This window comes from Micromonospora sp. NPDC005163 (assembly GCF_053599835.1).
The window spans coordinates 138,905-161,668 of the sequence record NZ_JBSFYP010000006.1 but is presented as its reverse complement, the minus strand read 5'-3'; the positions used below and the strand labels follow the sequence as shown (position 1 = coordinate 161,668).

The window sequence follows — 22,764 nt, the reverse complement described above, 5'->3', positions numbered from 1 at the left end:
ATGTGCAGTACCCGGTTGATCTGTCGGTTCCCGGCGCGGGAGAGGCGGTGGCGTACTTGCTCGCCGGATGACGCGTCGATGGGGGCGGTGCCGTTTCAGGAGGCGAAGTGGGCTCGGTTCGGGAACCGGGTGATGTCGCTGATTTCGACCAGCAGCCGGGCGGCGCCGGACGGTCCGATGCCGTGCAGGTCCATCAACCGCTTAACCCTGCACCGGGAAGGAAGAGGCGTTGATCATCACTACGACGGGGCCCCGCCGACGCGTACGTGCGGCCACCGCGGTGCTGGCCGTCGCCGGCGCCGGGTGCTCCTCCTTCACCGAGGCTCCCACCAGCACCCCGTCAGCGACCGCCGCCGCCCCGTCCTCGACCGAGGATGCGGAGGCCGCCGAGGCCCGGGCCGACGCCCTGGCCGCCTACAACAGCTATCGGGAGGCGCAGCTGGCCGCGATGGCGACCAGTGACGTCTCGGGCGGGGATTTGCGGCGGTACACGGCTGACCCGCTGCTGACGCAGATCCGGCTGACTCTGCAGCAGCACCAGCAGCAGGGACTGATCAACGCGGGCACGCCGTCCTGGTCGCCGCAGGCGACGCAGGTGAATGTCAGCTCTCGGCCCTTCACGGTGCAGATCGAGGACTGCTTCGACCACGGCAACTGGCGTGTGGTCCGCAAGAGCACCGGTGAGGCGGTTTCCGCGCCCGGCCAGAGCACCCGCTACCCGGTCGTGGCCAAGGCGGTCCTTTACGACGACGGCCGCTGGCTGATCCAGACCGCGCAAGCTCAGCGGGAACGGCGCTGCTGAACTCTCGCTGAGCTCGCCCGCTGGTGGAGAGCTGGGTTCTGGGCCACACTTCGCCCCGGCGAGGTCGGAGCAAGGCGGCGGATGAGGATAGCGTGTCCGCCACCCGAGTCGGCAAAGCCGAAATCTGCGGCTGCTGAGCCGGGCGACAGCGGCTCCTACGGTTCGTGCTCTTCCCGCTCTTCCCGGCGGGCGGCCTGCACACCGGCCTGAAACCGGGTACGGGCGCCGAGTGAGGCCATCAGCGCTGCGATGTGTCGCTGCGCGGTGCGGTAGCCGACGCCGAGCTGGCGCGCGATCGCCTCGTCGGTGAGCCCGGAGAGCAGGAGCGCGATGAGCCGTCGGTGCTCGACCGGAGGGCGGTGGTTCGGTGGCGCGGCCGGAGAGGGTTGCAGTGGCAGGGCGGACCGCCACAGCCCTTCGAAGAGGTGCCCCAGGGCGTCGAGGAGCGCGCAGGGCCGGAGCAGCACGGCGCTCCCACCCTCGTCGTCGGGCCGGCGGATGAGCAGGCCGTACCGGCCGTCGGCGAGGTAGAGCTTGAGTGGCAGGGTCGGCAGTACCCGGGCCTGCTGGCCGGCGGCAACGAGCTGTTCGAGCCCGTGCAGGGCGCCCGGCTGTTCGAGGGACGAGCGCTCGTAGATGGTGCGGGAGCGCACGCCTCGCCGGAGCAGCTCGACCCCACCGCTCGTCGTGCCGGCCCCGTCGAGGTACGGGGGCTTGTCCAGGCAGAGGATCTCCGTCTCGGCCGTACGCCGGAGGCGGTGGAGCCGTTCCAGCACCGCCTCGCGCCCGCTGACCACCTCCAGCACGGCGGTCGAGTCGGTGAGGCTGGGGTCCGTGCGGTGGACCGCGGCCAGGCGGTGGAGGTTCTCGCGGGCGGCCTGCAACCGCCGCTCGTACGCCCGGATCGGTGCGTCGAGGGCGACCTCGGGGTCGACGGCCGTGTAGGTGGTCGGGTCGTCGTCGCCCGCCACGACGAGCCCGGCGGCGGCGAGCGCGCCGAGCGCGTCACGCAGCGGCTCGGAACGGATCCAGGACCGGTCGAGGTCGACCGCCGTGGCACCCGGCTGCGCGACGACCAGTTCGTACGCCGCGGACTCGACCGCGGTCAGGCCGGTCGCGTCGAGGTCGCCCTCCGGATGCGTCGGCACTGTCAGACCACGCCTCCGGACGTGGTGATCCAGCCGCGGCGGATGGCCTGGTAGCCGGCCTGGAACCGGCTGGCCGCCCCCAACCGCCGCAGCATCGCGCTGATCCGGCGACGCACCGTGCGTTCGGTGCAGCCCTGCTGGGCGGCGATCGCCGCGTCGGTCAGCCCGGCCGCGAGCAGGGGTAGCAGTTCGCCCTCGACCGGCGACGGTGCGTCGCCGACCTCCACGAGCTGCGGGTGGCCGTCGCGTACCTGCAACGGGACGCCCTGCTCCCAGGTGATCTCGAACAGCGCGCCGAGCATCTCGATCAGGGTCGGGTCGCGGACGAGCATGGCGGACTCGACGTTCTCGGGGTGGACCGGGAGCAGCGCCAGCGGGTGGTCACTGAGCACCAGCTTGATCGGCACGGTGGAGACGCGGATCTCCTCGCCGACGGAGAGCCCCTGTGCGAAGTCGGCGAGCCGGCCGGGATCGTCGAGCCCCCGCCGGTCGTAGATCACCCGATAGTGGATGCCTTGGCGCAGCAGCTCCAACTCCACCGGCTCGTTCAGGGGCGGGACGTCCACGTAGGGCGGAGCGTCGAAGACCCGTACCTCATGACGGGCGCTGAGCTGGACGTCGATGAACGCTTGCTTGATCGCCTGCTTTCCGTGCAGGATCTCGACGAGGCCTCCCGCGTCGTGCGGGTGCTGACCGGCGTGGAAGACCGCCGCCAGCCGGGCGCGCCGGGCCCGGGCGCGGGACAGAGCGCGTTCACCGGCGAGGGTCAGTACATCGGAGACCTCGTCCGGTGCCACCGCCTGGAATCGCGCCGGCGCCCCGGGCAGTCGCAGCGCCAGCCCCAACTCCTCGAGCCGGGCGAGCAGCGCACGGGCCTGCCCTCGCCACGGCTGGTCGGCGGCCGACCGGTCGAGCGTCTCAAGGGGAACCACCGGGCGTTCGAGCAACCACTCGTAGAGCGCCTGCTCGGCCGCCGTGACCCCCAAGATCCGCAGCACCCGTTCATCGTGCGGCAACCCCGGGTTGATGTCCATCCTGTTCCCGCCGGTGGCGTGAACCGGACGTCACAACCGCCTTCTGCCGAATCGGCAGTGGTGGCATCGTCGGCAGGCGCGCTCGCCAGGAAACCTGTGCCGGTGCCGGGTGCGCTCGCGACCATGGCCGATCGGCTCAGCCGGCGGGCGCAGTCGTGAGTCGACTCGCCGAAGGAGAGTGCGCAGCGTGCCAACCGAAGCAGTACCCCTGGATCCGACCTGGCGGAGCGCGACACCGCCCGAACCGGCGCTCCCGTGCGCCGGCCCTGTCACCGTCGCGCCACGGGCGGGAGGTGCCCGATGAGCACCGTCCGAACCGCCCGGCGTGCACGTTGGTCCCAGCTCGTCAGCCTAGTCGCTGCGCTCGGCCTGGTGGCCGGCGTGACGGCCGTGACCGGTGGGCCCGGCCAGCCCGCCGCAGCAGCCCCGGAGAAGCTCCAGCCGGAGCTGCGGGCGAGCATGCGGACCCTTCCGGTGCAGCCGTTCTGGGTACGCCTGGAAGACCGCGCCGACCTGTCCGCGGCGTCGGCCGTCAAGGACTGGAACGCGCGCGGCGCGGCGGTCGTCGAGGCGCTGCGAAAGACGGCCGAGAAGAGCCAGGCCGACGTCGTCCGCCGGCTGAAGGCGGAGGGCGTGGAGTACCACACCTTCTACGCCTCCAACACCGTCTACGTCCCCCGCGGCACCCTCGACCTGGCCGAGACCCTCGCCAAGGAGACCGAGGTCAGCGCCATTCAGGTGCACCGCATGTACGAGCTGCCGGAGCCGCTGAAGGCGCAGCAGGTCGCCGACGTCGACGAGGTGGAGTGGGGCGTCCACGCGATCGGTGCCGACCGGGTGTGGGCGGACGGCACGCGCGGCGAGGGCATCGTCGTGGGCAGCATCGACAGTGGCGTGCAGTTCGACCACCCCGCCCTGGTGAAGTCGTACCGGGGCAACACGGGCGAGGCCGGCTTCTCGCACGACTACAACTGGTTCGATCCGTCCCAGGTCTGCGGCTCGCCGTCGCTCGCGCCCTGCGACAACAACCAGCACGGCACGCACACGATGGGCACGATGGTCGGCGACGGCGGTCCCGGCAACCACATCGGTGTCGCGCCCGGTGCCCGCTGGATCGCCGCCAAGGGCTGCGAGGAGCGGGGCTGCTCCGACTTCGCGCTGCTCGCCTCGGCGGAGTGGATGCTCGCGCCGACGAACCTGGCCGGCCAGGACCCGCGGCCGGATCTGCGCCCGCATATCGTGAACAACTCGTGGGGCACCGACAACGGCGCCGCCAGTGACCCGTGGTTCGCCGACATCGTCGAGGACTGGCGGGCCGCCGGCATCTTCCCGATGTTCTCCAACGGCAACGCGGGCGAGGGAGGCTGCGACACCTCCGGCACCCCGGGGGACTACGCGTCCACCTACAGCGCCGGCGCCTTCGACGTGAACGGCAAGATCGGGTACTTCTCCAGCCGGGGCCCCGGCGCGGGCGGCATCACCAAGCCGAACATCGCCGCCCCCGGAGTGGACGTCCGCTCCAGCGTTCCGGGCGGCGGCTACGGCGTACTGAGTGGCACGTCGATGGCGAGCCCACACGTGGCCGGCGCGATCGCCCTGCTGTGGTCGGCCGCGCCCGGACTCATCGGGGACATCGCCGGCACCACGGCCGTGCTCGACCAGGTCGCCGTCGACGTCAGCGACACCAGTTGCGGCGGTACGCCGACCAACAACAACGTCTGGGGCCAGGGCAAGCTGGACGCCTACACCGCGATCGCGGAGGCCCCGCGTGGCGAGACGGGCCAGTTGGCCGGCAAGGTCACCGACGCGAAGACCGGCGAGCCGATCAGCGGTGCCGAGGTCCGGATCAGCGGCCCGATCCACCGTACGGTCACCACCGGCGCCGACGGCAGCTACGCCGCCACGCTCTCGGCCGGCGAGTACGGCGTCACCGCCTCCGCCTACGGTTACGGCGACGGCACCGCGTCGGCGACCGTCACCGCCGGCGCCAACGCCACCCGGGACATCCGCCTCCAGCGCAGCGCCGAGGTCGAGGTCAGCGGAACGGTCACCGACGACTCCGGACACGGCTGGCCGCTGTACGCGCGGATCAACGCGCCCGGCCTGCCGGTCGAACCGTGGTTCACGGACCCGAAGACCGGCCGTTACGAGCTGACCCTGCCGGCCGACTCGACCTACCACCTGATCGTCACCCCGCTCTACCCGGGCTACCGGACCAGCGCGGTCGACGTACCGGTCGGTGAGGGGGCCGTGGTCCGGGACGTCCGGGCGGGGATCGACGAGACGTCGTGCCTGGCGCCCGGCTACGCGTACCCGCTGCGGGCGAACTTCGAGGGTTGGACGGACCCGGCCGAGCGGGCGGGCTGGACGGTCGAGGACAACCTCGGTGGCGGGCACGCCTGGCAGTTCGACGAGCCTGGCGGTCTGGACAACGTCACCGGGGGCACTGCCGGGTTCGCCACCGCCGACTCCTGGCACAACGACCTGACGGAGGAGGACACCAACCTCGTCTCGCCGGTGGTCGACCTGTCGGGTCAGAGCGCACCGCAACTCGCGTTCAAGACGCTCTACCTGGGTGAGGGCGGGACCGCGCGGGTGGGCATCGACCTGAGCGTCGACGGCGGCTCGACCTGGACTACCGTCTGGCAGAAGAACACCGAGAACGCGCTCGGGCCGGTGAGCGTTCCGCTGCCGCAGGCCGCCGGTCAGGCGCGGACCCGGCTGCGTTTCCACTACGCCGGCAGCGGTATCGCCCTGTGGCAGGTGGACGAGGTCACCGTCGGCGCCTGCGGTCCGACCCCCGGTGGCTTGGTCACCGGCGTGGTGCGCGACGACAACACCGGTGACCCCGTCGACGGCGCGAAGCTGGTCGACAAGGCGAGCCGGAGCGAGCTCGCGGTGAGCGCCGCGACGCCGCTCGACCCGAACCTGCCGGACGGCTTCTACTGGCTGTTCAGCTCGCAGGCCAAGCCGACGTTCACGGTCAGCTACCCCCGGTACGCCACCGGCGAGGCACGCACCACCGTGTCGCCGGACCGCGTCACCACCAAGGACTGGCGCCTGCGCGCCGGGCACCTGAAGGTCAGCGCAGAGAGCCTCGACCTCACCACGCGGCTCGGGAAGTCGGCCACCCGTACCCTCACCCTCACCAACGACGGCACTAGTCCGGTGCACGTCAAGCTGGGCGAGCAGGTCGTCACCCCCACCGGCCCGGCCGGTCAACGGGTCGCCGAGCAGCCCGGCGCGCCGCTGCGGCGCGTCAAGGTGGATCCGCCGAGGACGGGACCGTTGCCGAAGGCGCCGGCGGGCCAGCCGGTCCAGCCGGCGGAGCTGGCCAGTCCGGAGGACGCGACCCCGGCCGTCGAGCCGTGGGTCCGGATCGCCAACTACCCGACCCGGATCCTGTACAACGCCGCGGGCTACCACGCGGGCAAGCTCTACTCCGTGGGTGGGACCACCAACGGCTTCCTGGAGGGAATGACCCGCGGCGGGTACGTCTACGACCCGGTGACTCTCACGTGGAGCCCGATCGCCGACTCCCCGGAGGCGGTCGCGAACGGGTCCGGCATCTTCCTCGACGACAAGATGTACGTCGTCGGTGGCACGAGCATGCAGGGCACCGTGCTCAAGACGGTGTACGTCTACGATCCCGCCCAGGACTCCTGGGGACGGGCGGCGGACCTGCCGCAGCCCGTCAGCGACGCCGCGATCGCGGCGCTCGATGGGCGGCTCTACGTCGTCGGAGGCTGCTTCGAGTCCTGCCCGGCGCACGCCGCGACGGTCTACCGGTACGACCCGATCCAGGACTCGTGGACCCGTCTCACCGACTACCCGGTCGGGGTGAACGCTCCCGGCTGCGCCGGGGTCGCCGAGCGGGTCGTCTGCGCGGGCGGGTACGACGGTGACAACATGGTCGCGTCGACCTTCGTGTTCGACCCGGCCAGCGGCGAATGGACCCGGGGCGCGGACGCGCCGTACGGCGTCTTCGCCATGGGCGCCAGCGGCGCCTACGACAAGTTGCAGCTCTTCAGCGGCCTGCAGAACGGCTCCATGTTGACCAACGAGGCAATCGAGTACGACCCGGTCTCGGACAGTTGGGGCCGCCTGCCCAACGTGAACCTCCCGACCTCCGACGCCGCCACCGCCTGCGGCGTGTACCGGGTCGGTGGTTCGGTGGGCCTGTGGAACCCGCAGCTCAGCGCCGAGATGCTGCCGGGGTACGACTACTGCGGCGGTACGGCGGACGTGCCGTGGCTGTCGGTGGACAAGCGGGAGTTGGACGTGGCGCCGGGCCGTTCGGTCCGGGTGACCGTCCGGGTCGACGGTGACGAGGTCACCCAGCCGGGTGACCTGGCCGCGCGGCTGGTCGTGCTCACCGACGCCCCGTACCCGGGGAGCAACGTGGCGGTGACCGGTCACTTCGAGGCGCCGCCGAACTGGGCGACGCTGAGCGGGACGGTGACCGACGCCGCCACCGGTGGCGCGGTCGGAGGTGCGACCGTGACCGTCTGCGGCGACTACCAGGCCGACGGTCACGGTCAACAGGGCTGCGGGCCGGTCAGCTACACCGTGGTGACCGACGCCCACGGCCGCTACCAGCTGCGGCTGGCGAAGAACCAGAAGGTCCAGGTCACCGCGGCCGCGCCCGGATTCCAGCCGGCGTCGACGGTGACCACGGTCCGGGGGGCGAAGAACACCGTGAACATCGCCCTGCGTACCGGCTGAGGCCGGCACCACTCCTAGGGCCAGTCCCGCCGGAACCGGTCAGCCGGTCCCCGGCGGGGCTGGCCCGCCCCGTGAGCGGGCACGATCGTGGGCCGAGGCCTGCCGGCCCGAGCCCCGGGAGCGCCGGACAACCACCGAGCGGAGGGCCGACCTTGCCCTGGGCGTGGCCGAGTGGCACCTTGAGTCCGAGCCCGGCCGGGCCGTTCTCACGATGCGTGACCGCTCGGCTTCGGGCAGCATGAACCCGACGTCACGGGCGGAGGTTCGACGCATGGCGGAACGGATCCAGCTCCCGACCGGGTGGGTGACCTTCGTGTTCACCGACATCGAGGGCTCGACCCGGCTCGCCCAACTGCTCGGCCCGGACTACCGACCGGTGCTGCGCGAGCACCGCCGGTTGCTGCGCCGGACACTGGCCGGCACCGGCGGCGCGGAGCTGTTCACCGAGGGCGACTCGTTCTTCCTCGCGTTCGCGGACGCGACCGCCGCGTTGACCGCCTGCCTCACCGCCCAGCGGGCCCTGACCAGCCACGACTGGCCCACCCCCGAGGCCGCGCCGAGGGTGCGGATGGGCCTGCACACCGGCTACGCCGAACCACGCGACGGCGAGTACGCCAGCCCCGATGTGCACCGTGCGGCCCGGATCGCCGCCGCCGCGCACGGCGGCCAGGTGCTCTGCTCGGCGTCCACCGCCCGCCGGGCCGACCCGCTGCCCGCCGGCGCCTCCCTGCTCACGTGGTGCCGGTGGAGGCGACCAGGTCCTTCAGTTCCTTGTCTGCCTCCTTGGAGCGCCGGTAGACCCGTTCGAGGTCACCGATCAGCTCCGCGGCGACCCGCCGTCGAGCCTTGCCGACCGCGTCACGGGGCCGGACCGTGGCCAGCAGTGCCTTGGCCTGGGCGGCGGACAGACTCTTCTTCGCCCCACCCGGAATCAGTTCCAGCAGCAGTTGGTGCAGCTGGGACACCATCCGGGTGTGGTCCTCACCGAGGGAGCGGCGCCGGTCGACCAGAATCCGCAGCAGAGCGAGCTGCTCATCATTGACCACCGGGCGCAGCCCGGCCATGCGGGTGCCGACCAACGCGATGGAGTGAGCGTCGGTGGCATCAGTCTTGCGGCCCTGCTCGGTGGCGAACACCCGCACCCTGGCCGACAACTTCGGCGGGACGTCGAGGACCTGCTCGCCATCGGCCAGTAGCCGGTTGGCAATGTGCCGACCGATGCCCTGGCAGCCCTCGATCGCCCAGACCCGGTGCGGCCATCGGCTGGCGTACTTCCTCATCGCCATGTAGCCGTCGCGGTCGGTGTCGAACCGGCCGCCGCCGACGACGGTCTCATCGCCGGCCATGACCTCGATCGTGGCAGAGCGCTTGTGCGGGTCCATCCCGATGACCACACGATCTGACGTGCCACTCACCGCGTCCTCCGATGCTCGATCCACCTGGGTTGTCGAGCCGGGAGGGCAACGCTACTGCGACGCATCCACCTGGGCAGGTTGCGATGGCCAGCCGTGGCGTTCGCCCTGCTGTACTTCACGCTGTCGATCGTGCTCCCGATCGCCGCGCTGGTGCTGAGCGCGGTGCGCACCTCCCCGTACATGATGTCGTTCCGCGATCTCACCAAGCCGGGTTCGGTGGACTTCAGCTCGTTCGGCACCGTTCTCCACTCCGACCTCTTCCTCAGTGCGGCCGGCAACAGCGTGGTGGTGGCTCTGCTCGCCGCCGCCGCCGGCACGGTGCTCTCCTTCCTCGTCGCCTACGTGCTGCACCGCACCAAGGCTCGCGGCCGTGGCGCGCTGCAGTCCGTGTCCATGGTCCAGCGGCCAGAACGACGGTGCCGCGGCGTGCGTGGTCACCACGCCGGACCGCGCTCGTGATCTCGGGCTCGACCCGATGGTCAGGCTGGTGGGCTGGGCAGTAGCGGGTGTTCCTGCCGCGACCATGGGAATCGGCCCCGTACCAGCGACAGCAGCCGTACTGGGCCGCGCCGGGCTGACCCTCCACGACGTCGACCTGATCGAAGTGAACGAGGCGTTCGCCGCCCAGGTCCTGGCCTGCTTCGACGAGTGGGGCATCAAGGACGACGACCTGGACCGCGTCAACGTCAACGGCTCGGGAATCTCGCTGGGCCACCCCGTCGGCGCCACCGGCGTTCGAATCCTCACTACCCTCGCGCACGAGATGCGACGCCGCGACGCCCGGTACGGACTGGAGACAACGTGCATCGGCGGTGGTCAGGGCATGGCCGCGCTCTTCGAGCTCGCCTGAGAAGGACCGGCCGTGCCTCAACTCTGGGAAAGGCCGACGGCGAAGCGTTGGTTCTTCCATTTATGCGTCTCCACAGCACTGCTCCAGGCCGTCTACAACGCTGTCCGCGTACTCGTGTCGTATCGGGCCCTCGCACTGGGCGGCGACGCCCTGGCCATCGGGATCATAACGGCACTGTTCTCGCTTGTGCCGTTGATCGTGGCCGTCCAGGTGGGGCGGGCTGTCGACCGGCGGCACGCGGCTGCCGTACTTCGCACAGGGGTGGTGCTTACTGCGGTCTCCGTACTGGTGGTCGCGGTCAGTGGTGACCTGGTCGTCCTCGCCCTCGGCAATGTGCTCCTGGGATTCGGCCAGATCCTGACCACGGTCTCCGGGCAAGGTCTCGTACCCATCCTCTCGAAGCCCCACGAACTCGACCGCCGGTTCGCCGGCTGGACATTGAGCGTGTCGATTGGCCAGTCGGTCGGCTTGCCCCTGGCCGGGCTCGTTGCCGCCGCGAGCAGCGACGAGCGCTCTGTGGCCACCACCCCGGCGCTCCTGACGATGATCGCTGGCGCAGTGCCCGCGGCACCGTTCGCTTTCGTCCTAAGTGAACGCTCTTCTCCCGCCGGAACGTCCGCCAGGGACGTGCAGCAGTCCGTGTTCAGAATGCTGGCGATCCCAGGCATGCGGCCTGCGCTATTCAGCAGCCTGGTGGTCCTGACCTCGATGGACCTGCTCTCGGCCTACCTGCCGGTTCTCGGAGAGCAATTTGGCTTCAGCGTGATCCTTGTCTCGCTGCTGCTGACCGTGAGGACGACGGCGTCAGTCGTGTCTCGCGCCGTCCTGCCGCGCCTGCTGAAGTCCTTGCCACGCCCCTGGCTCCTGGTCTCCGCCACGTTGTGCTCGGCGTTGCCGATGGCCGCGGTGCCGCTCCTTCGCGAGCCCATGGCAATGGCGCTTCTGCTGGCGATTGCCGGCTTCTTCTGGGGCATTGGGCAACCATTGACCATGACCTGGGTCGTCGGACTGGTGTCACAACCGAACCGCGCATCCGCCCTGTCGCTCAGACTCACCGGGAATCGACTGGGTCAGGTTCTCGTGCCGCTAGGGGCCGGCGTGGTGGCCGGTGCCGCAGGCGCCGCGTCGGTCTTTGTCGTGACAGGTGCCCTGTTGTGGACGTCAGCAGGCATCACCTGGCGCGCCATACGCGAAGGCGCAGAGTAGGAGGGCGGGGGAAGAACTGGGCCCGGCAGGCCTATCTACGGATAGCCTCAGCCATTCACAGGCGGGCGGGTGCCGCCTAGGGCTGGGCGGGCCGGTGTTCGACCAGCCAGGCGGCGAACTGCTGGGGGGTACGAACGCCGTGGTCCAGGACGGCGGCGTAGATCACCAGGCCACCGATCTGGTCTGGGTAGCCCGGTAGCCGGTGCCACACGTCTTTGATCGGCAGGACCGCGTCCCACTGCTCGTCGGTGATGGACTCCCGCAGCGCCTCGTGCCGGGCGGTGGCGTGCGGATCGCGCAGCCACACGGACAGATCGATGCGCCAGGTGCCCGGCTGCCTCTGCAGGGTGATGGGCACGTGGTACCGCTCGTCACGGATTGCGCCGGTGCGGCAGCGCGGGCCGCGTTCGTCCCGGGCGCTTGGCCAAGGCAGGAGAGCCGGCTGAAATATCGGGACGTCGCTGAAATTTGTACGGAAAAGAATCTTGGCGTACTGAAATCTCCGGTGAGAACCGACACCCGTCATGGCCGGTGTTCAACGCAGCCAGCAGGTCGACCACCTCACCGCCCCGGCACTCCCCGACCACCAGCCGGTCCGGGCGCATCCGCAACGCCTGCCGGACCAGGTCGGCGAGGCTGACCACACCCGTTCCCTCGACGTTGGCGGTTCGCGCCTGGAGCCCCACCACGTGCGGATGCCCCGGGTGCAGTTCGGCGGCGTCCTCCACCAGCACGATCCGCTCGGTGGCCGGCACCATTCCCAGCAGCGTGTTGAGCAGGGTCGTCTTGCCCGACCCCGTACCGCCGGTGACCAGGTACGCCAGCCGGGCCGCGACGACGGCGGCGAGCAGCGGTGCCACCGGTCGCGGCACCGTCCCCTGGCGCACCAACTCATCGAGGGTGAACGGGCGGTGCCGGAAGGTCCGCAGGGACAGGTAGGGGCCCTCGGTCGCCACCGGCGGCAGCACGGCGTGCAGCCGGGTGCCGTCGGGCAGCCGCGCGTCCGCGTACGGGGAGCCGTCGTCGAGCCGCCGCCCGGCGCTGCCGATCAGTCGCTGCGCCAACCGCCGGACGTCCTCCACCGAGCCAACCGGCACGGCGACCTGGTGCAGCCCCGACCCACGGTCGACCCATACCCGAGTCCCGTTGACGAGGACGTCGGTCACCTCCGGGTCGGCCAACAGCGACGCCAGTGGCCCGGCGCCGACGAGGTCGTCGTGGACCCGGTCGGCGATCCGCAGGACGGCGGTGTCACCGAGCACCGCGGTGGTGGGCTCGGCCCGCACCGCGGAGACGATCGCCGCCGGGGTGACCGGGGTGGTGTCGGCGGCGATCCGTTGCCGCACCCGGGCGGCGAGTGTGTGCTCCTCCGGCCGGCCGGTCATGCCGCACCCGTAGCGGGCACGCCGGTGAGGTCGGAGACGATCCGCTGGCAGAGCGTGGCCAGCGGTCCCTTGCCGGCGGCGGCCGGCGCCTCGCCCCGTTCAAGACCGCGGCAGAGCCCCGGCTCGGGGCGCAGCGTGCCGGCGAGGGGAAGCCCGAGCGCCCGTGCCACCTCGGTCGCCCGCAGGTGGCCCGGTGCGGGGCCGCGTACCACCACCGAGAGCGCGGCGCAGTGCGGGGCGGCGGCGGCCACCACTCGCGCGGCGGCCGCCGTGGCACGCAACTCGGCCGGGACGACGACGAACGCCTGATCGGCCGCCTGCAAGGCGATCATGGCGGCGTCGTCCAACTGCCGAGGGAGGTCGACGACCACGAAGTCCCGGCCGCGCCGGGCAGCGTCGACGGTGGCGGCCATCGCCGCCGCGGGCAGGGCCAGCAGGTCGCCGCGGTCCCAGGAGAGCACCACCAGGTCGCCCCGGCTGGGCAGAGCCCGGACCAGCGCGGGGGCGTCGACCCGCCCGTCCGCGCCGGTGAGCGACGGCCAGCGCAGCCCGTCCAGCTGCTCCCAGCCCAGCACGAGGTCGAGACCGCCGCCGAGCGGGTCGGCGTCGACGAGCAGGGTACGCAGCCGCGCCCGGGCGGCGGTCACGGCGAGCCCGCCGGCCAGCACGCTCGCCCCGGCGCCGCCCCGGCCACCGAGCAGCGCGACGATCCGGGCGCCGGAACCGTCCGGCCGGTCCGGGCCCTGCTCGGCGAACCGATCGACCAGCCACGGCTCCGCGGCGGGCAGCATGGCGACGTGCTCGGCCCCGATCAGCTCGGCGATCTGCCAGCCGGGGTCGAGCTGGCCGGCCCGACCGACCAGCACCAGCCGGGGCCGCTGCGGCAATCGGGCACGCAGACACGACTGCGCCTGATCGGCACCGAGCAGCACCAGCGGCGCGGGAAGCCAACGGGTGCGGGCGGCGGCCGGGTCGGCGGCGAGCTCGACCTCGGTGCCGCCGGCGGCGGCGAGCCGGAGCAGGTCGTCGAGCAAGTCGCCGTCCTCCGTGACGACCAGCGGTAGCCGGCGGATCGGCGGAACGGAGGTACGGGGTGGCATCGCGGCCTCCAGCGGTCGGGCTCGGTTGTGCCGCCGACCCTGCTCGGAATCCGCCCCGCAGACCGCCCCGGCGACGCTGTCTGTGGACAACGCCGCGGGCTGTGGACAACGCCCGGCGTGACAGTTGATCTGCTATGTGCGCGGCCTGTCCGACCGACGCTCCGCCTCGATGGAACGCGCAGCGGGGCCGCACACATAGGAGCGGCCCCGCTGCCCTCGGTCAGCCGAGTCGGTCGGAACTGGTACGCGACCGGCACGAGCACCGACCCCGGGCGGCCGGCGGGGCGGGATGGTGGGTGACACGCCCGCCCGCCTGCACGTATAGGCAGGTCCTGTATCTCAGGCTTGGGCGGTGGCAGAACCTGTTCGCGAACCAGCAAGGTCGATGGCCTTCGGGATGGAGCGCCAACCCGCGCGGCTCGTCGCCTTCAGCGATGCCGTCTTCGCGATCTCCATCACCCTGCTCGTACTGGAGATCCATCCACCGCAGGACACCCGGCACCTGACCCACGGTCTCGCTGCGTTGTGGCCGTCCTACCTGGCCTACGCCCTCACCTTCCTTCTCATCGGGCAGGTGTGGGCCAACCACCACGTCATGTTCGACCACCTGCGCGCCGCCGACCGGGTGGTCCTGCTGCTCAACACTCTTCTGCTGATGACCATCGCGTTCCTGCCATTCGCCGCGTCCGTGCTGGCCGCCGCGTTCCGCGACGGACATGGGCAGCGGACCGCCGTGGTCTTCTACGGCATCTCGCTCGGAGTGGCAGCCACTCTGTTCAACGCGATCTGGGCGTACGCGCGCCGTGATCGTCGGCTGCTGGGAACCGTTGATCCCGCCGGCGCGAGAGCCATCAGCAGGCGGTTCCGGATCGCACCGTTCTGGATCGCCGCCGGAGTTGTGCTGGGTGCCCTGGTCCCCGTCCTCGGCGTGGCCGTGATCACCGCGTTGATCCCCTTCTACTGGTTGCCGATCGCGGGCGAGATCGCCCGGCCGAAGCGGCGGCGCGGCGGCGGAGGTCGGGAGTGACCCCTCCCGGGAGGGCGTTTTGGAGGACCGAGGCGACCTGTGACCTGGTGTGGCGCGCTCGCAGCGATCGCATCCCAGTCACACATCAAATGTCGGATCACACGCCGGCAGGCCGGTGTCCGGTCTCGGGACCTGCGTGACAGATCGGTATCAGGACTTGCGTGACACTCCGCCAATGTTGGCCACAGCGCGCGGTGAAGCTCCGTGACCGCCAGGAACATCGACGGACCGGACTCACTGACTCGGCTCACGCTCCGGGCACGACGCTCAATCGTTATACGCACACACCACGGACGACTACGCCGCACGTGTCCTGGAGGCGTTCGACCGCTCTGCCGCCTCCCTGCTGCCTCCGGTCGGGGAAACGCCGTCCCTGGACGACCTGGACGGGCAGGAGGACGACCTGTGACCTGCTACGGAGCGCTCCCAGGACAAAGGGACGACCCCCGTCGGGGGGAGACGGGGGTCGTCGAAGGTTCGGCTCCGGGGGGGTCGAGCCGAACCACTCAGCGGTCACGGGGGGTGCAACCGCCGAGGGTCTGTCTGTTTTCCGAGATATGAAAGCTCGTCGTGCGGACAAGTCTGCCTGAGCGGGCCCGTCACGTCGAGTGGTGTCCACTCCACTCACTGCGAAAATCTCCTTGCGGAGTGTGAGCGTGATCACGCTGAGCGGAGGTGGTGGCGCCGGCCCGCAGGTCCGAGGGGTGGCCTGACCCCGGGCACCCGCCGACCATAGACCATCCGGCTAGACTTTCGCGCCGTGGGCCGAAGTGCCGCTTTCTTCGATCTGGACAAGACCGTCATCGCCAAGTCGAGCGCCCTGGCGTTCGGTCGGCCGTTCTACCGGGACGGGCTGATCACCCGGCGTGACGTGGTCAAGTCGGCGTACGCGCAGCTGATGTTCCGGCTGGGCGGCACCGACGAGCAGACCATGGCCCGAACACGGGACTACCTGGCTGCGCTCTGCAAGGGCTGGCCGGTGGAGCAGGTCCGCCAGATCGTCGCGGAGACGCTCCACGAGCTGATCAACCCCTACGTGTACGCCGAGGCCGCCGCGCTGATCGTGGAGCACCAGGCGGCCGGCCGGGACGTGGTGCTGGTCTCCGCCTCTGGCGAGGAGATGGTCCGGCCGATCGGTGAACTGCTCGGGGTGACCGATGTGATCGCCACCCGGATGACGGTGCGGGACGGCCGGTACAGCGGCGAGGTCGAGTTCTACGCGGCCGGCCCGAGCAAGGTCGAGGCGGTCAGCGAGCTGGCCACCGCCCGGGGCTACGACCTGGCCGACTCGTACGCCTACTCCGACTCGTACAGCGACCGACCGCTGCTGGAGTGCGTCGGCCACCCGAGTGTGGTCAACCCGGACCGGCAGCTGCGCAAGCTGGCCTCGGAGAACGCCTGGCCGGTGCTGGAGTTCCGCCACCCGATCCCGCTGGGCCGTCGATTGCGGGAGCGTCCCGCCGTCCCGGTGGCCGCTGCGGCACTGGGGGTCGGCGTGGGTGTGGCCATCGGCATCGCCTGGTACGGCCGGCACCGTCGCACCCGCTCCGCCGCCACCGCCTGACCTCCACACCCACCCTCCCGCGCAACACCTGGTGCCCGCTATCCGGACAGTGCCTGTTGCGTGGGTGTAAGCAGAGCAAAGGGCTCATGGACCTGTGGTGGGCGTATTGGCGCTCTTCGCGTTTCTTGTGAGCCACCACAACTCCATGATCGACAGGAGCGGGAGCGCGGGGTCAGGTGGCGGCGAGGATTTCGTCGCCGATGGCGGTGAGCTGGTCGGCGCCGACCTCTACGGCCGCCATGTAGTGGCGTAGCCAGGAGCGCAGACCGTCCGGGGTGCCGGTGGCGAAGGCGCCGGCCGAGCCGACGTACTCGGGTTCCCGCTCGCGGTGGCCGACGTCGACGGCGAGCAGGCCGCGCGGGTCGAAGCCGCTGGCGAGCAGCACCAGCCGCGCGGCGCCGCGGGCCACCACGCCGGACGGGCCGGCGAACGGGCGCAGGTTCAGCAGTTCCCCGTGCACCACGGCGGCGAGCACCAGCGGGGAGACCTTCGTGCCACCGGCGACCAGCCCGGCGAGACCGTCCAGCCTGGCGGCGACCACCGGGTCGGCGACCGGTCGGCCCAGCTCGTCCTCCGGCACCATGTCCCGGGCGGCGAGTACGTGCAGCTTCGCGAGGGCCTGCCGGGGCGCCTTCGGCCAGAGCTCGCTCAGCCCGGGCAGGGCACCGGCTACCCGCAGCGCCCCCTGGAGCACCGGGTCGGTGACGGTGCCGGCGCGAACCGCCTCGCGCTCGTGTGCGTACCCCTCGAGGGCGGCGCTGGCCACCGCGGACCGGAGGCTGACCTCGGCCGCGACCTGGCCGCCGTGCCGGCGCAGCGCGCGGTGCCCGAGCGCCTGGTCGAACCGCTCGCGGGCCTGCTCGACGGCGGCGGCGATGTCGGCGAGCGCGAGCAGCGGGGCGAGCGGGTCCGTGGTCACCCCGCCACGCTAGCGACCCGGCCCGGCCTCCGGGGCCGCACCCGCCCGCAACGCGACCCGGGCCACCGCCCGCCGCAGCGCGCCCGACGCGGGCACGACTGCGCGGGCCGTCGGGCGCGCGGCGGAGGCCGCTCGGCGCGAGGGAAGCGGGCAGCGGTCGCCTGCCGGAAGCCCCACGACTACCCTAGCGAGACGCAGGTCACCCGAGGACGAGGAGTCACGGCATGAGCGAGGCATTGGCCAATCTGCTGAACGAGACGCGCCAGTTCCCCCCGCCGGCCGAGCTTGCCGCCAACGCCAACGTCACCGCCGACGCGTACACCGAGGCCGCCGCCGACCCGCTCGCCTTCTGGGCGAAGCAGGCGGACCGGCTGGCCTGGTCGAAGAAGTGGGACGAGGTGCTCGACTGGTCGAACCCGCCGTTCGCCAAGTGGTTCGTCGGTGGGCAGCTCAACGTGGCGTACAACTGCCTGGACCGGCACGTCGAGGCGGGCCGGGGCGACAAGGTCGCCATCCACTGGGAGGGCGAGCCGGGCGACACCCGCACCATCACCTACGCCGACCTGCACGAGCTGACCTGCCGGGCGGCGAACGCACTGACCGAGCTGGGGGTCACCGCCGGCGACCGGGTGGCGATCTACCTGCCGATGATCCCGGAGGCGGCGGTCGCGATGCTGGCCTGCGCCCGGATCGGCGCCGCGCACAGCGTCGTCTTCGGCGGCTTCTCCGCCGACTCGCTGAGCAACCGCATCCAGGACGCGAGCGCCAAAGTGGTGATCACCGCGGACGGTGGTTACCGGCGGGGCAAGCCGTCGGCGCTGAAGCCGACCGTGGACGAGGCGGTGGCGAACTGCCCATCCGTGGAGCACGTGCTGGTGGTCCGCCGCACCGGCGGGGAGGTGGCCTGGTCGTCGAAGGACCTCTGGTGGCACGAGACGGTGGAGACCGCGTCGGCCGAGCACACCGCGCAGCCGTTCGACGCCGAGCACCCGCTGTTCATCCTCTACACCAGCGGCACCACGGCGCGGCCGAAGGGCATCCTGCACACCACCGGTGGCTACCTGACGCAGACGTCGTACACCACGCACGCGGTCTTCGACCTGAAGCCGGAGACGGACGTCTACTGGTGCACCGCCGACATCGGCTGGGTGACCGGTCACTCCTACATCGTCTACGGGCCGCTCTCCAACGGCGCCACCCAGGTGATGTACGAGGGCACTCCGGACACCCCGAACAAGGGCCGGTTCTGGGAGATCGTCGACAGGTACGGGGTGACCATCCTCTACACCGCTCCCACCCTGATCCGGACGATGATGAAGTGGGGCGACGAGATCCCGGCCGGCTTCGACCTGTCCTCGCTGCGGCTGCTCGGCAGCGTCGGTGAGCCGATCAACCCGGAGGCGTGGATCTGGTACCGGCAGAACATCGGCCGGGGCGAGCTGCCTGTCGTGGACACCTGGTGGCAGACCGAGACGGGCGCCATCATGATCTCGCCGCTACCCGGGGTGACCGCGGCCAAGCCGGGCTCGGCGATGACCCCGCTGCCGGGCATCGCGGCCGACGTGGTGGACGACCAGGGCCAGTCGGTGCCGAACGGCGGTGGCGGGTATCTGGTGCTGCGTGAGCCGTGGCCGTCGATGCTGCGCACCATCTGGGGTGACGACAACCGGTTCCTGGAGACCTACTGGAGCCGGTTCGAGGGCATGTACTTCGCTGGTGACGGGGCGAAGAAGGACGACGACGGGAACATCTGGCTGCTGGGTCGGGTGGACGACGTGATGCTGGTGTCCGGGCACAACATCTCCACCACCGAGGTCGAGTCGGCGCTGGTGTCGCACCCGTCGGTGGCCGAGGCGGCCGTGGTGGGCGCGACCGACCCGACCACCGGGCAGGCGATCGTCGCCTTCGCGATTCCGCGCGGCAGCACCGACATCGCCGGTGCGGCGGGTGAGCAGCTGATCGCCGATCTGCGCAACCACGTGTCGAAGACGCTCGGCCCGATCGCCAAGCCGCGGCAGATCATGCTGGTGCCGGAGCTGCCGAAGACCCGCTCGGGCAAGATCATGCGCCGGTTGCTGCGCGACGTGGCGGAGAACCGGTCGCTCGGTGACGTGACGACGTTGCAGGACTCGTCCGTGATGGAGCTGATCTCCTCGGGGATGAGCGGCGCGAAGGCCGACGAGGACTGACGGCAGGCGTACATATCGGAGGGTGGCGGTCCGTGCGGACCGCCACCCTCCGTCATTTCTTACGGGTACGACCCACACCGCCTCAGCACTGTCACATCGGTCAGTCGGAGGAGTCCGGAGAAGCTGAACGGACATACGCGGCGGGCCGCCTCTGTGCTTTGGGCCGGTTGTGATTTAGGTTCACGCAGGTTGGGAGAGTTCGACAGACATCAGATCGATGGTCGGCTACCTCAACGTCCTCCTCCCCGTGCCCGAGAAATGGAGCGGCATGAACCACAAACCGCAGTCCGGGGCGCGACGACGACTACTCGTCGCGCTGCCCGCTATCGCCCTCGCGGCCACGTCACTGACCGTGACCGGCAGCGCGGCAGCCCAGACGTCGTCCGCCGCCACCCCCCGGGCGGTGATCGGGGCCGACGAGCACTACATCAACTACGCCGAGCCCGAGGTGCAGCCGGACACTTCCGGCCGCGAGGTCAAGGGCAAGGGTGGCGTCTACACCCCCGCCGTCGACGATGCGCGTGCATTCGACAAGAAGCACGCTCGGGGCAACCCGGTGACCGCCCGGCAGCTGGCCAAGATCGAAGCGAAGTCGATCAAAACCGGCAAGAGCCCCCGGAAGATCAAGCAGTCGCCGACCACCCAGACGGCGAAGCTGCTGACGCTGCTGGTGGAGTTCAACGACCAGGCGAACGACGACTTCACCGGGGTGATGGTCCCGAAGACGGTGTTCGAGGACCGGACCTGCGTCCCCGGCACGGTGCAGAACGGCCCGAAGCACAACAACATCCCGAACCCGGCGACCCTGCCGCACGAGGACAACAACTCGATGTGGGTGCCGGACTTCTCGCCGGCCCACTTCGACAAGATGCTCTACAGCAAGACGGGCATCACCGAGCGGGTGCGCAAGGACCTGAAGGGGCCGGACGGCAAGCGGGGCATCGACCTGTCCGGTCGCACCATGCACAACATGTACCTGGAAATGTCCAAGAACGCGTACACGGTTGCCGGGCAGGCCAGCCCGTGGGTCACTGTGCCGCACTCGGAGGGATGGTACGCCGCCAACCGCTGCTTCCAGGACGAGAACGGCAACTGGGTACCGGGCCGTGAGCAGTCGATGAACGGCCACCCGGAGAACCCGGCCGGCGCCGGTCGTCTGGCGACCGACGCGATCGACGCGCTCGCCGCGACGGACCCGAACTTCCCCTGGGCCGACTACGACATCGAGGACCAGGCCGACCGGGACGGGGACGGCAACGTCTTCGAGCCGGACGGCGTGATCGACCACCTGGTGCTGGTGCACGCCGGGCAGGGCAAGTCCCGCGGTGGCGGCGCAGAGGGTGTCTACGCCGTCTGGGCGCACTCCTCCACGGTCGCCGGTGGCTACACCATCCCGGGCACGAACATCAAGGTGTCGAACTACATCGTGCAGCCGGAGGACGCCGGTGTCGGCGTCTTCGCGCACGAGTTCGGCCACGACCTGGGCCTGCCGGACCTCTATGACACCTCCGGCAACGCCGACTCCGACGTGGACTTCTGGGACCTGATGGCCTCGGGCTCGCACTCCGGGGAGATCTTCCAGGCGCTGCCGACCCACATGGGCATCTGGGACAAGTGGGTGCTCGGCTGGGCCGATCCGCTGACCATCCGCCCCGGGTCTAACCCGCGCGAGGTGAAGCTCGGACAGAGCTCGCGTACGCCGATCGACTCCGAGGACGGCATCAAGGTCGACCTGCCGGACAAGGTGACGACGCTGGCCACGCCGCACAGCGGCACGAAGATGTGGCACAGCAACAATGACCAGGAGTGGGCCGACGTCAAGCTAAGCCGTTCGGTCGACGTGCCGGCGGCTGCGGACGCCAAGTTCTGGATGTGGAACAACTACATCATCGAGCAGGACTGGGACTACGGCTTCGTCGAACTCTCGACCGACGGCGGTACGACCTGGACTGAGCAGAAGGTGTACGACGAGGGCGGCACGGTGGTCACCACGCCGGACGGCTACCCGGACCCGAACGGCCGGATGAACGACTTCGGCGGCAAGAAGTACGGCCTGACCGGCAGCACCAACGGCTGGCGTCATGACTACGTCGACCTGTCGGCGCACGCCGGGGCGACCGTGCAGCTGCGGTTGCGCCAGGCGACCGACGAGGCGTTCCAGGAGCGCAACTGGTTCGTCGACGACTTCTCGGTCACCGGCGGCGGTGCCACCACCTGGAGTGACGACGTCGAGGGCGGCGCCAACGGCTGGACGGCCACCGGCGGCACCTTCGTCGACACCACCGGCGCCGGCTGGAAGGTCTCCAGCGGCACCGAGATCCACGCCCAGTTCTACCTGGCAGAGTGGCGCAACTTCGACGGCTTCGACAAGGGCCTGAAGTACGCCTACGACACGATCTACTCGCACGACGCGTGGAAGGTCGACCGCATCTCGTACAACGCCCCGGGCATGCTGGTCTGGTACCGCGACACCGCGCTCGGCGACGTCAACCACGTCACCGGGCAGATGACCGCGCTGCCCAGCTACGGCGCGAAGGGTGGTTTGCTCATCGTCGACTCGCACTTCGACCCGTACCGGCGTAAGGGCGAGGCGGCCGTGAAGGACCCGTCGGTGACGGACAACCTGCCCAGCCGTCCGCAGTCGGCGAACGCGGCGTTCACGCTGCAGAAGACGTACCCCTTCACGGAGTGCCTGGAGGCGGCGGACGAGCCGTACAGCGCCTACTGCACGAAGTTCAAGTCCCAGCCGGGCGTGAAGGCGTTCACCGACGCCAAGGGCTGGTACCCGGGCATCGAGATGCGGGACGGGGCGGCGTACGCCCGGGACAACGACGCCTCGGTGGTGCTGCCGTCGCGGAACAACGCGCCGTACACCACCCGGGTGACCCACCCGGACGGCAGCCCGGCGCCGGAGTTCTACGGCGTGACCCTGGGCGGCGGCGCGATCGTGCTGGGCACCGGTAACCCCGGCGACCAGGGCGTCAACTACGGCGTCTCGCTCACCATCAAGAAGGCGGCACGGGACAACTCGTCCGCCACGGTGTACGTCACCCCGGCAAGGAACTGACCGCAACAGGTCTGTCGTCCGACGGATCAACGGGCGGCCCGCTCGGAGCACCACGCTCCGGGCGGGCCGTTCCGCATTCGGTCCCACCGCACGGCGTGACGTTCTCGTCGGCTCGGGCGCTGGAGATCGGGAACCTCATAATCCCGTGCAGAATTGATGATCTTGATAGAACCGTGATGTAAATAGTTGCCTGAGGCCACGACTATCTGGTCATGATTTGTCGCCCCAGAACCCTCCAAAACCACCTTCGGCCCGCTTGATCGACTCGTGACAACCGGCCGGACTCTCTGTAAAGGTGTGTGGCGCACATCATGACAGTGATTGCTTCGACGT

General features: G+C 70.6%; 15 protein-coding genes and 3 pseudogenes. 10 read left to right on the top strand and 8 right to left on the bottom strand.

Going from position 1 to position 22,764, the window contains the following annotated elements; translation table 11 throughout:
• Positions 1 to 194: pseudogene (locus ACWD6N_RS07585) on the bottom strand (transposase); the annotation flags it as partial.
• A gap of 35 nt (positions 195 to 229) precedes the next feature.
• Here ACWD6N_RS07585 and ACWD6N_RS07580 point away from each other — a divergent pair.
• Positions 230 to 802, top strand: coding sequence for a hypothetical protein (locus ACWD6N_RS07580; protein ID WP_354967359.1), 573 nt, complete (start codon positions 230 to 232; stop codon positions 800 to 802).
• Positions 803 to 957: 155 nt separating this feature from the next.
• Here the strand turns inward: ACWD6N_RS07580 and ACWD6N_RS07575 are convergent, their stop codons facing one another.
• A complete protein-coding gene (locus ACWD6N_RS07575) occupies positions 958 to 1,950 on the bottom strand; it encodes a hypothetical protein (protein WP_387328419.1) in 993 nt (330 codons plus the stop codon).
• 2 nt (positions 1,951 to 1,952) lie between these two features.
• A complete protein-coding gene (locus tag ACWD6N_RS07570; protein ID WP_354967357.1) occupies positions 1,953 to 2,948 on the bottom strand; it encodes a helix-turn-helix transcriptional regulator in 996 nt (331 codons plus the stop codon).
• A 336-nt stretch (positions 2,949 to 3,284) separates the two neighbouring features.
• Here ACWD6N_RS07570 and ACWD6N_RS07565 point away from each other — a divergent pair, with 336 nt between their 5' ends.
• Both ACWD6N_RS07565 and ACWD6N_RS07560 read left to right on the top strand, forming a co-directional pair.
• Positions 3,285 to 7,709: a S8 family serine peptidase gene (locus ACWD6N_RS07565; RefSeq protein ID WP_387328423.1), complete on the top strand. Its 4,425-nt coding sequence runs from the start codon at positions 3,285 to 3,287 to the stop codon at positions 7,707 to 7,709.
• Positions 7,710 to 7,980: 271 nt separating this feature from the next.
• Positions 7,981 to 8,469, top strand: a pseudogene (locus tag ACWD6N_RS07560) (adenylate/guanylate cyclase domain-containing protein); the annotation flags it as partial.
• On the opposite strand, the gene ACWD6N_RS07555 reads toward ACWD6N_RS07560, so the two are convergent.
• Entirely contained in the window at positions 8,441 to 9,091 is a 651-nt protein-coding gene (locus tag ACWD6N_RS07555) for an IS110 family transposase (RefSeq protein ID WP_387328425.1), read from the bottom strand. The pseudogene ACWD6N_RS07560 and the gene ACWD6N_RS07555 sit on opposite strands and share 29 nt — an antisense overlap.
• 126 nt (positions 9,092 to 9,217) lie before the next feature.
• On the opposite strand from ACWD6N_RS07555, the gene ACWD6N_RS07550 reads away from it, so the two are divergent.
• Genes ACWD6N_RS07550 through ACWD6N_RS07540 form a run of 3 tightly spaced genes read left to right on the top strand, consistent with a single transcriptional unit; the run spans position 9,218 to position 11,180 of the window.
• A complete protein-coding gene (locus ACWD6N_RS07550; protein ID WP_354967355.1) occupies positions 9,218 to 9,583 on the top strand; it encodes a hypothetical protein in 366 nt (121 codons plus the stop codon).
• Positions 9,584 to 9,599: 16 nt separating this feature from the next.
• A complete protein-coding gene (locus tag ACWD6N_RS07545) occupies positions 9,600 to 9,974 on the top strand; it encodes an acetyl-CoA C-acetyltransferase (protein ID WP_354967354.1) in 375 nt (124 codons plus the stop codon).
• A 12-nt stretch (positions 9,975 to 9,986) separates the two neighbouring features.
• A complete protein-coding gene (locus ACWD6N_RS07540; RefSeq protein WP_387328428.1) occupies positions 9,987 to 11,180 on the top strand; it encodes an MFS transporter in 1,194 nt (397 codons plus the stop codon).
• A 76-nt stretch (positions 11,181 to 11,256) separates the two neighbouring features.
• On the opposite strand, the gene ACWD6N_RS07535 is transcribed toward ACWD6N_RS07540, so the two are convergent.
• The 3 genes and pseudogenes from ACWD6N_RS07535 to ssd form a co-directional block, all read right to left on the bottom strand.
• A complete protein-coding gene (locus ACWD6N_RS07535) occupies positions 11,257 to 11,538 on the bottom strand; it encodes a hypothetical protein (RefSeq protein ID WP_354967352.1) in 282 nt (93 codons plus the stop codon).
• 160 nt (positions 11,539 to 11,698) lie between these two features.
• A pseudogene (locus ACWD6N_RS07530) lies at positions 11,699 to 12,565 on the bottom strand (TadA family conjugal transfer-associated ATPase); the annotation flags it as partial.
• Positions 12,562 to 13,665, bottom strand: coding sequence for a septum site-determining protein Ssd (gene ssd / locus ACWD6N_RS07525; protein WP_387328532.1), 1,104 nt, complete (start codon positions 13,663 to 13,665; stop codon positions 12,562 to 12,564). The gene ssd and the pseudogene ACWD6N_RS07530, both read right to left, overlap by 4 nt.
• Positions 13,666 to 14,017: 352 nt before the next feature.
• On the opposite strand from ssd, the gene ACWD6N_RS07520 reads away from it, so the two are divergent.
• Both ACWD6N_RS07520 and ACWD6N_RS07515 read left to right on the top strand, forming a co-directional pair.
• Positions 14,018 to 14,692: a TMEM175 family protein gene (locus ACWD6N_RS07520; protein WP_354967351.1), complete on the top strand. Its 675-nt coding sequence runs from the start codon at positions 14,018 to 14,020 to the stop codon at positions 14,690 to 14,692.
• Between the two features lie 760 nt (positions 14,693 to 15,452).
• On the top strand, positions 15,453 to 16,256 hold the full coding sequence (locus tag ACWD6N_RS07515) for an HAD family hydrolase (RefSeq protein ID WP_210911022.1): 804 nt from the start codon (positions 15,453 to 15,455) through the stop codon (positions 16,254 to 16,256).
• Between the two features lie 172 nt (positions 16,257 to 16,428).
• Here the strand turns inward: ACWD6N_RS07515 and ACWD6N_RS07510 are convergent, their stop codons facing one another.
• On the bottom strand, positions 16,429 to 17,175 hold the full coding sequence (locus tag ACWD6N_RS07510) for a Fic family protein (RefSeq protein WP_354967350.1): 747 nt from the start codon (positions 17,173 to 17,175) through the stop codon (positions 16,429 to 16,431).
• Positions 17,176 to 17,399: 224 nt separating this feature from the next.
• On the opposite strand from ACWD6N_RS07510, the gene acs reads away from it, so the two are divergent.
• Entirely contained in the window at positions 17,400 to 19,364 is a 1,965-nt protein-coding gene (gene acs / locus ACWD6N_RS07505) for an acetate--CoA ligase (protein WP_354967349.1), read from the top strand.
• 268 nt (positions 19,365 to 19,632) lie between these two features.
• Positions 19,633 to 22,431 (top strand): immune inhibitor A domain-containing protein, encoded by a 2,799-nt coding sequence (locus ACWD6N_RS07500; RefSeq protein ID WP_354967348.1) that lies wholly within the window; start codon positions 19,633 to 19,635, stop codon positions 22,429 to 22,431.
• Positions 22,432 to 22,764: the final 333 nt, after the last annotated feature.

Coding starts and splice junctions, on each gene's coding strand:
- ACWD6N_RS07565 (WP_387328423.1), top strand. CDS start 3,285: ATGAGCACCGTCCGAACCGCCCGGCGTGCACGTTGGTCCCAGCTCGTC.
- ACWD6N_RS07555 (WP_387328425.1), bottom strand. CDS start 9,091: ATGGACCCGCACAAGCGCTCTGCCACGATCGAGGTCATGGCCGGCGAT.
- ACWD6N_RS07545 (WP_354967354.1), top strand. CDS start 9,600: ATGGTCAGGCTGGTGGGCTGGGCAGTAGCGGGTGTTCCTGCCGCGACC.
- ssd (WP_387328532.1), bottom strand. CDS start 13,665: ATGCCACCCCGTACCTCCGTTCCGCCGATCCGCCGGCTACCGCTGGTC.
- acs (WP_354967349.1), top strand. CDS start 17,400: ATGAGCGAGGCATTGGCCAATCTGCTGAACGAGACGCGCCAGTTCCCC.
- ACWD6N_RS07500 (WP_354967348.1), top strand. CDS start 19,633: ATGAACCACAAACCGCAGTCCGGGGCGCGACGACGACTACTCGTCGCG.